Consider the following 13,669-nt stretch of genomic DNA (forward strand, 5'->3'; position numbering starts at 1 on the left):
GCGCCAGCGACCGAGGAGGCTCGCCGCCCGCCCCGTGGAAAGCGTCCGCCTGGAGCGCAAATCAGCGGTATCATACTAGAACCTACTCCTTAAAATATCGGGAATACTGGATTCATTGCTTGCAGCCTTATTTTGTCTTTCTATCTTTTTAAAAAATCCTTCAAAGCTTCGACAATTCGTCTTGAAGCTTCTCCGTCTCCATAAGGGTTTGAGGCTTGAGACATCGATGCGTAAGTTGCTTCATTCGTTAGCAAGTCCTTTGCTAAACCATAGATTGTTTCTTCGTCAGTACCCGCTAACTTCAATGTACCCGCTTCTATTCCTTCAGGACGTTCTGTTGTGTCTCGTAATACAAGAACCGGCTTACCTAAAGAAGGCGCTTCTTCCTGAACGCCACCTGAATCCGTCAATATAATGAAGGATTGTGCTGCGAAGTTATGAAAATCAAGTACATCTAAAGGTTCAATTAAGTGAATGCGTGGATCGTTCCCGAGCACTTCATTTGCTATTTCTCGAACAACAGGATTCATATGAACTGGATATACAACTTGTACATCATCATGTTCCTCGATCAGTCTCTTAATTGCACGGAACATGTTACGCATAGGTTCGCCTAGATTTTCACGTCGGTGAGCAGTTAATAAAATCATGCGATCAGTACCTATTTGTTGCAACACCGGATGTGTATATTCTGGACGGACAGTCGTCTTCAATGCATCAATTGCAGTATTGCCTGTAACGAAGATTGAGTTTTCCCCTTTATTTTCACGTCTTAGGTTTGCTGCTGATACTTCTGTTGGCGCAAAATGAATGTCTGCTAACACTCCAGTTATTTGACGGTTCATTTCTTCAGGGTACGGTGAGTACTTGTCGAAAGTACGTAGTCCCGCTTCCACGTGACCAACTGGAATTTGATTATAAAATGCAGCTAAACTCGCAACAAAAGTCGTTGTCGTGTCACCGTGGACTAATACAATATCCGGCTTCGCTTCTTTCATAACTGCATCAAGACCTTCAAGACCACGTGTCGTTACATCGATTAATGTTTGACGATCCTTCATAATGTTTAAATCGAAATCTGGGGTGATGTCAAATGTCTTCAAAACCTGATCAAGCATTTGACGATGTTGAGCTGTTACCGTTACGATGGATTCGATTTCGTCTGTATGTTTTCTAAGTTCTAACACAAGTGGAGCCATTTTAATAGCTTCCGGTCTCGTTCCGAAGATCGTCATTACTTTCCATTTTTTCGTCAACCTCAAACACTCCCGTCCTTATTTCGTTCCGAATAAACGGTCACCAGCGTCACCTAGACCAGGAACAATGTATCCATGGTCGTCCAATTTCTCGTCAAGTGCTGCAATGTATATATCGACATCCGGATGTGCTTTTTTAATAACCTCTACACCTTCAGGGGCAGCGATTAAGCACATGAATTTAATATTTTTCGCTCCACGTGTTTTAAGTGAATTAATTGCGGCAATCGCCGATCCACCTGTTGCAAGCATAGGGTCTACTAGTATAAAATCACGCTCTTCGACATCAGCCGGTAATTTCACATAATATTCAACTGGTGTTAACGTTTCTGGGTCACGATATAAACCGATATGTCCAACTTTTGCTGCAGGAATTAACTTCAAAATACCATCTACCATGCCAATACCAGCACGCAGAATCGGTACAATTCCGAGTTTTTTGCCTGACAAGATTTTTGCTTTTGCAGTTGTTACAGGTGTTTCAACTGTTACATCGTTTAACGGAAGGTCCCGCGTAATTTCGAATGCCATGAGCGTAGCTACTTCGTCTACTAATTCACGAAATTCTTTAGTTCCTGTGTTCTTATCCCGAATATAAGTTAATTTATGTTGGATCAATGGATGGTCAAATACGTATACTTTACCCATTACGTCCTCTCCTTTACGTTGAAACTTTATCTATTATAGCAGAAAAAGACAATCATTTGCCTCAATCCGTTTTTCCATTTCAGAAAGTTTATGAGTATACATAAGATTTGTTTCGTTGTTCATAGTGCTTCAGCTTTGTTGGATGAGAGAATAGATACTGATTTTTAAAGAAACCAGACGGCCGAAGATACAATTTCGGCCTTTTATTTTGCTTGTTTTGGTGAAAGCTTTATTCCACAAGAAAACGCTGCCTAATAAGTCTATATGAAAAACCGAGCAATGTACGCCCGGTCTTTTAATTAAGATAGTCTTCTATTCAAGTCTACTGATTTCCGTTACAGGCGGACGCTTTCCGCGGGGCACGGCCTCAGCCGCTTCACTCGCTTCGCTCGTTGCAGGGTCTTCGGCTCGCGCTTTTCCCGCTGGAGTCGTCGCCTTCCACTACAATCATTCTCCTTTTAGAAATCAGCAGTGATAGTAATTTAGTTTAAAAGTAATTATAAAAAATCGATCTATCTTAAAGGAAATTATCCACACCTATATTTAACTAGGACGATTTTTCATGTGCAATTCAAATATTAATAAACAATAATATATTACTGAATAAAGTTCACTTCAACTTAGAGTAAACTTGCGTTTGTAAAAAAGAGTCGATTTCATATTAATCGAATTAACGGGAGTCACATCAATGAAATAGTTTTAAAATGTTAGTCTCGATATATTAAAACACCATGAACACTAGGAGGAAATTGGTTAGTTGCAACGAAATCCTGAAAGTTGCAACCAAACGTTAAAAGTTGCAACCAAATCCCGAAAGTTGCAACGAAACGCGAAAAGTTGCAACGAAAAAACTATTTACTCCATAAAAACACAAAGAAATTTAGGAGACAATTGGTTTGTTGCCCCAATCGCATGAAAAGTTGCCCCAATAAAACTGAAAGTTGCCCTAATCGCTCTAAAAGTTGCCCCAATAAAACAGAAAGTTGCCCCAATCGCTCTAAAAGTTACACCATTCGCATAAAAATTTGCCTTAATCACACGAAATACTGTCCCAAAAGCCTAATCAATAAGAAAAACCAAATTACATACAATCTTCTGACACTCCCACCGCTAAAGCAGTGGGGTTCTGTTTGAAAACGGTTTCTTTCAATCGGACACCACGCCACCTCGTAGGTTGCTGGAATAGGAATTGAATAGTGATAAAACCAAAACTAGCGGCCCATTCCTCATTAGTTCGAGGAAAGGACCGCTAGTTTTTTGTGTAGGCTGTAATGCTAGTAATTTTCGCTGCGCTACTGTTTATCTCTATCTATAGGGTTATCCAATAATTCATCAATTTGGTCGAAAGTCATTGGTCTATAGAAATAGAATCCTTGTCCGTTTTTACATCCAATTTTAAGTAAGGTGTCTACTTGTTCCAGGGTTTCGATGCCTTCTGCAATAGATTGCATATTTAAGTTGGCTGCAAGTTGAACAATGGATCGAACAATAGCGTGTGTTCCGTTATTTTCCATTTTAGATATAAAGCTTCGGTCAATTTTAATTTCACTCACTGAAAACTGTTGTAAATAGCTAAGAGAGGAGAAGCCTATTCCAAAGTCATCGACGGAACTTTCGAAGCCTGCTGTTTTCAACTGTTCAAAAATATTTTTTGCCAATTCAAAGTCTACTAATCCAATACTTTCAGTTATTTCTATACGTAAATAGCTTGTTGGAATATCAGCAATCTTCATGGCTTTAATCAAATTTGACACAAAGTATGGATGGAAAAAGTGGTCTGATGAAATATTAATCGCAACAGGTAATAAACGTTTGCCAAGTTTCTTTCGCGTTTGAAGCCAATTTAATACTTTGTTTAATACAATTAGGTCAATGGTTCTGATTTTACCTGAATTTTCAGCTGCTTTAATGAAGATTCCAGGTGACACTTGCCCTAGTTCTGGTGAAAACCATCTTGCTAGTGCTTCAAAGGAATAGATTTCGCCATTATGCAACCTTACTTTTGGTTGCATATGAACGTCAATTTCATCTTTTTGGAGAGCATGTGATAAATGATTAATAAACGACAGCTCCTGTTTTGCCATCTCATCTTTATCAGTAGTAAAAAACGACAATGCATTGCCTGCTCTCTTTTTGGCGTCAGAGATAGCAGTGTCTGCATACCTGATAAGCTCTGGACCATCAATCGTGTTCCCCTGGAAAGTTGTAATTCCAATCTTAAACGTAACAAAGAACTCTTCATCTCCAACTAAAAATGGCTCATCGGCAATGCTCATAATACGTGACGTGTAACAATCAATTTCAGCGGATGGAATTAAATGAGCTATTATCAATGTTGGACTAGCAAAGCGAGCAATAACAGCATCTGAACTTTTATACACACGGTTAAGTCGTTGACACATTTGCTTAATCAAACCATCTCCAGCAGCTCGGCCATAGACATCACTGATATGTGTAAACTCCGATGATTCCACTATAGCGACGAATCCGGGTTTATTTTCTGATAATAATTGCTTTAACTCATTGAAAAAATAATGGCGATTTGGAATACCCGTGTCAGTATCCATATAAGCGAGACGCAACACTTCTTCTTGATTGTCTGCATATATCACAGCAAGTGATACTAGCGGTGCTAAACGATGTAGGAATTCTATATCCACATCCCTTGGTTTATTGGGCTTTGGAAAATACAATGCCAAAGTTCCTACTACTTTATTTTCCAACGTCAAAATAGGGATTGACCAGCAGGCGCGCAAACCGTGTGAGAGAGCCTCTTGTTTAAAATCAACCCAAAGCGGATCTGTTTCTACATCTGTAGTAATTACTGGTTTTTTTGTAAAAGACGCTGTGCCACATGACCCTATATTCTTCCCTATTTTAAGACCATGAACTACTTGATTATAGCTCTCAGGTAGCGATCTAGCTGCTGTCACAATTAAGCGATCATTTGAATCTAGTAATTGAATTGAACATTTCGTGTCGTGTTGAAAGAAACTTTCAGCTACATCACATACTTTTTGAAGTAAAACATTTAATGCGTACCCTTTTTCAATGCCTAAATAAATTTCTTGTTGTACAACGAACAAAGCTTCTGTTTGTTTACGGCTTGTAACATCTAACTGAAAACCGACGTTATATAATAGCATCCCTCTTTCATCACTCATTGGTTGAATAATTAATTCATTCCAAAAAGGAGTTCCATCTTTTCGATAATTTAAGAGTTCTGTATGTATTGGACTTTTTTTTGTCAGTTTCTTTTGTATACTATGTACTGCAATTGAATCTGTCTCTATACCTTGCAGGAAATTACAGTTCTTCCCAAGAGCTTCTTCCCGAGAATATCCTGTTAATTGTAAAAATGCATCGTTTACATAGATAAGTGGGTTGTTTGGTTCATCTGGATCGCACACTACAAAACTTGTTTGATATTGGTCGCCCAAACGACATAACCAATAGAATAATAATTCTTTGCTTAGTTTTTTTGGAAATTTCATTTTCAAACCAACATACCCTCTTAAATTCGACATATACCTATCGTAGTGTAAATCACTAAAAAAAGCTATATTTGATTTCTCAAATATAGCTAAAATTCTAAATTTTTCTATTATTGGTATAAAGGAAACTTAGAAGTCAGGTTCGCTACGCGCTCTGCAGACTCTTTAAGAACTATTTCATCTTCATGGTTTTTCAATAATTTAGCCATAATAGAAGCAATTTCTTTCATTTCTGGCTCTTTAAATCCACGTGAAGTTACTGCAGGAGTTCCGATTCGAATGCCTGAAGTAACAAACGGGCTTTCTTTGTCAAAAGGAATCGTATTTTTGTTTACAGTAATTCCGACTTCATCCAACACTTTTTCCGCCACTTTACCTGTGAGGTTTAATGAACGTAAATTTACAAGTACTAAATGGTTGTCAGTACCACCTGAAACAACATCCACACCTTCATCAATTAAGTAGTCTGCTAATGCTTTTGCATTTTTTACAACTTGTTGAATATACGTTTTAAATTCAGGTTGTTGAGCCTCACCAAATGCCACTGCTTTAGAAGCAATTACGTGCATCAATGGACCACCTTGAATTCCTGGGAAAATTGTTTTGTCAATTTTTTTGGCAAATTCTGCGGTTGTTAAAATTAAACCGCCACGTGGACCACGAAGTGTTTTATGTGTAGTAGATGTAACAAAATGTGCGTGTGGCACTGGATTTGGATGTTCTCCTGCAGCTACTAAACCAGCAATATGTGCCATGTCTACCATCAAGTATGCACCGACTTCATCTGCAATTTCACGGAATTTGGCGAAATCAAGAGTTCGTGAATATGCACTAGCTCCAGCGACGATCATTTTCGGTTTATGTAATAAAGCTTTTTCCCGAACTTCCGAATAATCGATTGTTTCTGTTACTTCATCAACACCGTACTCAACAAAGTTGTATTGAATTCCACTAAAATTCACACTAGAGCCATGCGTTAAGTGCCCGCCATGAGATAAGTTCATCCCGAGTACAGTATCGCCTAACTCAAGTGCCGTCATATAAACAGCCATGTTTGCTTGTGAACCAGAATGGGGTTGGACATTTGCATGTTCTGCTCCAAAAATTTCTTTCAAGCGGTCACGTGCAATGTTTTCAACCGTATCAACGTGTTCACATCCACCGTAATAACGTTTTCCAGGATATCCTTCTGCGTACTTATTCGTTAATACAGAACCTTGAGCTTCCATTACTGCTTCTGATACAAAGTTTTCAGAGGCAATTAATTCAATATTTCCTTGTTGACGTGTTTTCTCCGCATTCATTGCTTCAAAAACTGCTTTGTCTTGCGCAGCAATCTTTTTCATATGTCCATATCCCCTTTAAGTCTATTTGTTATTATATATTGCTCTTTCTCCTCCAATAAGTTTCGGACGAGTAGTCGCGAGTGTGACAATTGCTTCACCTATTTGTTTAATAGATGTGCGGATCGGCACTGCAACTGGTTTCATCTGCATGCCAATAAGGGTTTGTCCAATATCGATTCCACCGTGGGCTTGTACATGTTCGACCACAACTGGATCAGTGAAATGTGTATACGCATATGCGGACATTGAACCGCCCGCTTTTTGAACAGGAATTACGGATACTGGTTCTAGACTGAAGACTTGCGCCGTTTGTCTCTCCATTGTTATCGCCCGGTTAATATGCTCGCAGCCTTGAAAAGCTAAGTAAATATCATGCTTTTTGGCAAACACTCGCAACGGGCCGAACAAACTCTCCGCTACCTCTAGTCCCCCTGCGGAGCCAATTCGTTGTCCTACAATTTCAGAAGTCGAACAACCCACTACAAATAGTTGACCTGGTTTGAATGCGACTTGTTTAGCAAAGTCTTCCAATAATTCTTCGAGTTGCGACTGCCACAATGTTTGTACATCCATATGCCCAAACTCCTCTATTTGTTTTCCAACTCAGAAAGTTTTTCGATACGACGCTCGTGACGTCCACCTTCAAACTCTCCTGCTAACCATGTTTTCACAATCTCACGTGCTAAGCCTCCACCAATTACGCGTTCGCCCATTGCTAATATATTGGAATCATTGTGTCCGCGTGTTGCTTTAGCACTAAATACATCATGTACCAACGCACATCTAATACCATTTACTTTATTGGCAGCAATCGACATGCCAATTCCAGTTCCACAAACTAATATCCCACGGTCAAAATTACCTGCCGCTACTCCTTCTGACACTGGATTAGCATAATCAGGATAGTCTACTGAATCACTTGTTTGTGGACCAAAATCTTGATAATTGTGCCCTAGTTCGTTAAGTAAAGAGATAATTTCTTTGCGCAAATTATTACCACCATGATCGGAAGAAATTGCGATATTCATACTAGTCCCTCATTTCGTTTCATATTTTCATCTTACCATTTTTTGAAATAAAAGAACACAACCTCATCGATGTCCTATTCAGAACAAATTTCCCATCTATTGTTTGAGGTATTGCGTTTATTAGTTAATTTTTAATTTTGAATGTAACTCATCAGTTAACACTTTGAGCTCTTGAAAAGTTTGACGATATTTATGAATATCTCCACCAAAGGGATCAGACACATCATGTGAACCGTATGGTCGTACATATTCTTTTAATGTGTATAATTTTTTTGCCGCATAAGGATATTCTTCAAGAACTCTCAGCTTATGTGCGGAAGTCATTGTAAAAATTAAGTCTGCCCAATGGACGTCTTCTTCATTTATTTGACGTGAGAAATGAGTATAGTTAATTCCTACCTCTTTAATGACTTGTTTTGAATTTTCAGAGATGTCTCCATCTTCCATGGCATAAATCCCCGCAGATCGAACCTGCATACCTTCTTTTTGTTGAGCTTGAAATAAAGCTTCTGCCATCGGACTTCGGCATGTATTGCCAGTACAGACAAAATAAATGTTCATATAAATCCCTCATTTGTTTAGCAATGTGAGCAACCCCATTAATATGAGACATACTCCAGATACGCGTGTTAAAATTGGGCCCTTTATAATTTGAACTTTTAGGGCTATGTACGAAAATATAAAAGCGAAAAAGCCAGCACTTATTAAGAAAAACCACTTTTGTAAATGAAGCATACCAAAAGAAAGGCTAACTGAAAAGGTATCAACACTAACAACAATTGCCAGTAAGATTGGCGGAATGATTATTTTTGTAGTTTTATGTTGACTTAAACAAAGATGAACACCTGTTAAAAACAATAAAATACTTGATAGGTACCGACCACCTTCTAGGAGAACCGTTGTCACCCATTCTCCAACAAGAAATCCTAAAAGGGGGAAAAGCATATGTAAAAACCCTGTCCAAATGGCAAGGACTAACGGGAAACGAACTCTTGGTAATATGCTATATAGCGCGACGACATCCAGAGCAGTAAGAATCCCTGCGATTAGTTCTGTGGACAATAAAAAATGTCTCCCCTCTGTTTTGCATTGCTATTAGCTTATGCAAAATAGGGAGAGATTAGGAAGAGTCCCCTAAAAAACTTTATCATTATAGATCGGGTAATTTTTCCAATTATACACGTTTCGCCGCCATATAGATTCCTCCCTCGAGAAGACAGACAGAAAATTGCTGCCTAGATTCTCGCTCGAGCTACCACTTGAAAGGCACCTATACTAGTTATGCCTAAGCATATTGATAACATAATTAAGTAATATAAATTAGCAAGCCCTATCGCAATGAGGATATTAATTTCAGGTGGCGTCCAGATGATTTCCATTAACAATCTTTAACCACTATTTAACTGATACTTAAATATTTTGTACTTCCTAAATTGAATCTCTAACACTTTGTCCGGTTTTTCTAACGATTTAAGAAATAAAATTAGGAGACAATTGGTTAGTTGCAACGAAATGGCGAAAGTTGCAACGAAACTTGAAAAGTTGCAACGAAATCATGAAAATTGCAACGAAACTCGAAAAGTTGCAACGAAAAAAATTTTTGCTCCATAAAACCATGAAAAACTGAAGAGACAATTAGTTTGTTTCCTTATTCCAATGTAAAGTTGCCCCAATTAGACAGAAAGTTGCCCCAATCACATTAAATTTTGCCCCATTAAATCGAAAATTTGCCCCTATCCCTGCTCTTCTTGCAACAAAACGTATTTTCACATAAAAATACTAAAGCCTCTTCTTTACTCTCCTATAAAATCTGGTGCTCCGAAAGGTTTTCGTCCATTCATTTACGTTTTTCGTCCACTCGCTGTTCGTTTTCGGCCACTCATTGTCTGTTTTCATCCATTGGTTTGCATTTTTCGTCCACTAATCATTGATTTTCGTCCATTCGCTCAATTTTACTTCCACGGAAAGCGTCCGTATGGAGCAGTAATCAACTTTGTTCGGATTTTATTATGAAATTGATTCACACATATAAGTTTTAAAAACTCCAATATTTCAGTGGACACATTAGGAGTGCCACCAGTTTCCATCTGCAGCTTTTTCTAGTCGATTCAAAATTGCAGCACCAACTCCAACCTTTACTGGAACGGTGACCAGTATAATATCCGTTGGTGTGTCATCACATGCGCGTAAATGAGCGTATAAATCATGTGCAGAAGCTTCAAGATTTTCCTGATTTCCGAATGAATAAAACCAGTCGGCGTGATATTGCATAAATTCATCAGGGGCGAGTAAAGAAACTGTTTGTTGCTTTGTATGTATAGATTTGATGGCATTTTCTATGGCCATGTGGTCAGGCTGAATTAAATATAAACTTGCATCTGGTGCATAATGGGCATATTTCATACCAGGTGATCGTGGTACGGATGCGCTATCCACTATTAGTGTATCTGGTTCAATTACTTCCCCAACTACTTGTCGAAGCATACTGGCTGTCACACCACCAGGACGGAGAATAACAGGAGGATCTATTGTGAAATCGACGACAGTTGACTCAAGGCCAATTCCTGTTGGACCACCATCTAAAATCAGGGGTATACGTCCATTTAAATCTTTTTCAACATGTAAAGCTGTTGTTGGGCTTGGTTTCCCACTTCGATTTGCACTCGGTGCAGCCACAGGTTGACCTAACATCGTTAGTAATTCTAGTGCGACAGGATGATCTGGTATCCTTACGCCAACAGTGTGTAATCCCGCAGTGACATTTGGAGCTAATACGTTAGGTTTTGCATGTAAGATAAGCGTTAGAGGTCCTGGCCAAAAAGCATTCATGCATTTATAGGCTTTGTCAGAAATCTCACGTACATATTCTAAAATATGATGGGCATCACCAAAATGAATGATCAAGGGATTATCTGAAGGTCGACCTTTTGCTTCGAATATTTTTGCCACTGCTTGTTCATTCGTTGCAATTGCGCCTAATCCATAAACTGTTTCAGTCGGAAATGCGATAACTTCTCCCATTAATAACTTTTCCACAGCTTGTGCATAAGCTTGAGTTGTATTCACATTGTTATCCACAATGAGCGTTGTCGTTTTCATTCTAGATTATCTCCTTTTAAACAGGATTTGTTGAAGTTATACACAACCTGTAGATAACTAACCTCTTAATTGTTGATAACTACCCACTTATATGTAGATAACTACCCCACTTAAATGTTGATAACTTCTACCAAATCTTCTTTTTAATCCATTCCCATGTCCAAAACTTTACTGGTTCATCTTCCTCTAACTCTACTTCCTCTTCAGACTGATAACATACTTTTGGAAATAAAGCACACCACCAATTATCCCCTTTACCGTCTCCAATAGTTATAACAAGAGCCTTGTGGAAATCTTGTGCATAGAAGTAGGTGCCATCTGTCTTTGGTGGAATCAAAGCGTTTTCTAAGCTAATATGAACTGCTTGTTCTGTGATTTTTGAGGCGATTTTAGTCATTTCAGTTGAAACTTGCACCAATTCATCTTCTAGTTCAGTTGTTGTTTGAACCGTAGCGGCTGCTTTTTCTAGAAGCGGCTTAATTTCTTGCACAATAAGTGATTTAATTTGTTGATCTTCTTTGGTATTGCTGTTTGCAATGATTCTTATTTGAATAGCTTCTGCTGGGACAGCACCTGCCGCCCCACTTTCAGCTGGTAATAAAAATAGTAAAGTTTGAATAAATACTAGTGCCATGATTAGTTCAAACCATGGAGACTTTTTCTTTTGTGGTTCTTCGTTTCTGAAAATCTCGTAATCTTCTATCATTGTCATCTCTCCCTTGCCATCATTGTGGACAAGGAGTGGATAACTTATTCAACAATCTCACAAAAAACCATTCTTTCTTTTCCATTAATATCTTTAACAATTTCTACCTTTGAATTTGGAAACGATTTTTGAAAGAAAGATTGCACGGCAAACCCTTGAGCGTAGCCGATTTCTACCCCTATTAATCCAGGTCTGTTCATAATTTCAGGAAGTTCTAGTGCTAGTCTTTTGTATAATATTAATCCTTCATCATCAGCAAAAAGTGCACTATGTGGTTCATAGTTTAATACAGTATCTGATAGAGTAGGAGCTTCGTCATGTGATATATAGGGAGGATTAGATAATACAATATCCCATTTTCGGTCTTGTATAGGTTCGGTTAAATCTCCTTGAAGGAACGCGAGTTGTATTCCTTGTTCAGTTGCGTTAAGTTTGGCAACTTCAAGTGCTTTTGCTGATAAATCAGTTGCTGTTACATGCAAGGTGGGGTTTTCAACCTTCATTGTAATCGCAATTACTCCACTCCCTGTTCCGATATCGGCAAGGTTTAATTTTGCATCGCTACTAAAAATCCGTTTCATGCGAGAAATCGTTTCAACAATGAGTTCTTCTGTTTCTGGACGTGGAATTAATACATCTTTATTCACTTGAAAGGTACGGCCATAGAATTCTTCCGTTCCCATAATATATTGCACAGGTTTTCCAGCACGGTGTTGTTCCAGGAGTGACCAAAAGAGGTCAAATTGTTCGCGTGATATTTCTTCACGCATGTCCATAAGTAACTGTAGATGCGTCTTATTTAATACATGTTGAAGTAACATGCGTGCAACCGGTTCTTCTCGTCCGTTGTCCCTTAAATAAGAAGAAGCCCTAGAAAGGGCCTCATAGACATACTTACACATTGGTATCGTTCATTCTCTCAAGTCGTTCAGATTGTTCAGTAAGAATCAACACGTTAACGACTTCATCGAGTTTGCCTTCCATGATTTGATCCAGTTTTTGAATCGTTAATCCTACACGGTGATCGGTTACCCGGTTTTGTGGATAATTATATGTGCGAATTCTTTCTGAGCGGTCTCCTGTACCAACTGCAGATTTACGAACAGCATCATATTCATCTTGAGCTTCACGACGGAACTTGTCTGCAACACGTGCACGAAGAACGACCATTGCACTCGCTTTATTTTTAATTTGTGATTTTTCATCTTGGCAGGTTACAACAGTTCCAGTTGGAATATGCGTCAAACGAACAGCTGACATCGTTGTATTAACAGATTGCCCTCCTGCACCTGAGGATGCATACGTATCTGTACGAATATCATTTTCATGAATATCCACCTCTACTTCTTCCACTTCTGGAAGACACGCTACGGTTGCGGTTGATGTATGAGTGCGTCCACCTGACTCCGTTTCCGGTACACGTTGTACACGGTGAGCCCCATTTTCATATTTTAGTTTTGAGTAAGCGCCTTGTCCTTTAATCATAAAAATGACTTCTTTATAGCCACCTATTACTGTAGGAGAAGCGTCCATAATATTAATTTTCCATCCTTGTGCTTCAGCGTAGCGGCTGTACATACGAAACAGGTTACCAGCAAATAGAGCTGCCTCGTCCCCACCTGCAGCACCACGAATCTCCATTATTACGTTCTTTTCGTCATTCGGGTCTTTGGGAATTAACAACACTTTTAAATTTTCTTCTATCTCGGTAATTTGGGACGCTAAATCATTCATTTCTTCTTTTACCATTTCACGCATATCTGAGTCCATTTTATCGTCCAGCATTGTTCTTGCCTCTTTATGCTGTTCTTTTACAAGCTTGTATTCACGATATGCCATTACTGTATTTTGTAAGTCTGACTGTTCTTTAGAAAGTTCACGAAATTTATTCATGTCATTAACTATCTCAGGGTCACTGAGTAATTCATTTAAGCGATCATATCGGTCTTCTACCGATTGTAAGCGATCAAACATACTTTCACCTCATCCGTTCATTTGATTAATACTATAATTATATTAAAGATAAGCGCAAAGCGCCACTTTAGCTAAGAAAGTAGACCCGGTCCTTTTATCAACTTTGGTTTCCGGTATG

At 38.7% G+C, this 13,669-nt stretch carries 12 protein-coding genes; all 12 read right to left on the bottom strand.

Translation table 11 applies throughout. From position 1 onward, the window contains the following. Positions 1–140: 140 nt before the first annotated feature. The 12 genes from wecB to prfA all read right to left on the bottom strand — a co-directional run bounded on the left by wecB (position 141) and on the right by prfA (position 13,551). Positions 141–1,256: a non-hydrolyzing UDP-N-acetylglucosamine 2-epimerase gene (gene wecB / locus B371_RS0106640; protein ID WP_019413522.1), complete on the bottom strand. Its 1,116-nt coding sequence runs from the start codon at positions 1,254–1,256 to the stop codon at positions 141–143. 18 nt (positions 1,257–1,274) lie between these two features. Continuing rightward, a complete protein-coding gene (gene upp / locus B371_RS0106645; RefSeq protein WP_019413523.1) occupies positions 1,275–1,904 on the bottom strand; it encodes a uracil phosphoribosyltransferase in 630 nt (209 codons plus the stop codon). Between the two features lie 1,292 nt (positions 1,905–3,196). Next, entirely contained in the window at positions 3,197–5,398 is a 2,202-nt protein-coding gene (locus B371_RS0106655; RefSeq protein WP_237721510.1) for an EAL domain-containing protein, read from the bottom strand. A 110-nt stretch (positions 5,399–5,508) separates the two neighbouring features. Continuing rightward, positions 5,509–6,744, bottom strand: coding sequence for a serine hydroxymethyltransferase (gene glyA, locus B371_RS0106660; protein ID WP_019413526.1), 1,236 nt, complete (start codon positions 6,742–6,744; stop codon positions 5,509–5,511). 21 nt (positions 6,745–6,765) lie between these two features. Further along, positions 6,766–7,317, bottom strand: coding sequence for a TIGR01440 family protein (locus tag B371_RS0106665; protein WP_019413527.1), 552 nt, complete (start codon positions 7,315–7,317; stop codon positions 6,766–6,768). A 14-nt stretch (positions 7,318–7,331) separates the two neighbouring features. Next, positions 7,332–7,772, bottom strand: a complete 441-nt coding sequence (gene rpiB, locus B371_RS0106670) for a ribose 5-phosphate isomerase B (RefSeq protein ID WP_019413528.1) — start codon at positions 7,770–7,772, stop codon at positions 7,332–7,334. A gap of 120 nt (positions 7,773–7,892) precedes the next feature. After that, positions 7,893–8,333 (bottom strand): low molecular weight protein arginine phosphatase, encoded by a 441-nt coding sequence (locus tag B371_RS0106675; protein WP_019413529.1) that lies wholly within the window; start codon positions 8,331–8,333, stop codon positions 7,893–7,895. A gap of 9 nt (positions 8,334–8,342) precedes the next feature. Further along, positions 8,343–8,834 carry a manganese efflux pump gene (locus tag B371_RS0106680; protein ID WP_019413530.1) on the bottom strand — a complete coding sequence of 164 codons (492 nt, stop codon included), beginning with the start codon at positions 8,832–8,834 and terminating at the stop codon, positions 8,343–8,345. A 1,002-nt stretch (positions 8,835–9,836) separates the two neighbouring features. After that, complete coding sequence (locus tag B371_RS0106690; protein WP_019413532.1) at positions 9,837–10,871, bottom strand: L-threonylcarbamoyladenylate synthase; 1,035 nt, start codon at positions 10,869–10,871, stop codon at positions 9,837–9,839. Between the two features lie 127 nt (positions 10,872–10,998). After that, entirely contained in the window at positions 10,999–11,577 is a 579-nt protein-coding gene (locus tag B371_RS0106695) for a stage II sporulation protein R (protein WP_019413533.1), read from the bottom strand. Between the two features lie 44 nt (positions 11,578–11,621). Beyond that, positions 11,622–12,479, bottom strand: coding sequence for a peptide chain release factor N(5)-glutamine methyltransferase (prmC, locus tag B371_RS0106700; protein ID WP_019413534.1), 858 nt, complete (start codon positions 12,477–12,479; stop codon positions 11,622–11,624). After that, positions 12,472–13,551: a peptide chain release factor 1 gene (gene prfA / locus B371_RS0106705; protein WP_019413535.1), complete on the bottom strand. Its 1,080-nt coding sequence runs from the start codon at positions 13,549–13,551 to the stop codon at positions 12,472–12,474. Before prfA ends, prmC begins: the two co-directional genes overlap by 8 nt. Between the last annotated feature and the right edge of the window lie 118 nt (positions 13,552–13,669).

This window comes from Paenisporosarcina sp. TG20 (genome assembly GCF_000286315.1).
Taxonomy (GTDB): Bacteria; Bacillota; Bacilli; order Bacillales_A; family Planococcaceae; genus Paenisporosarcina.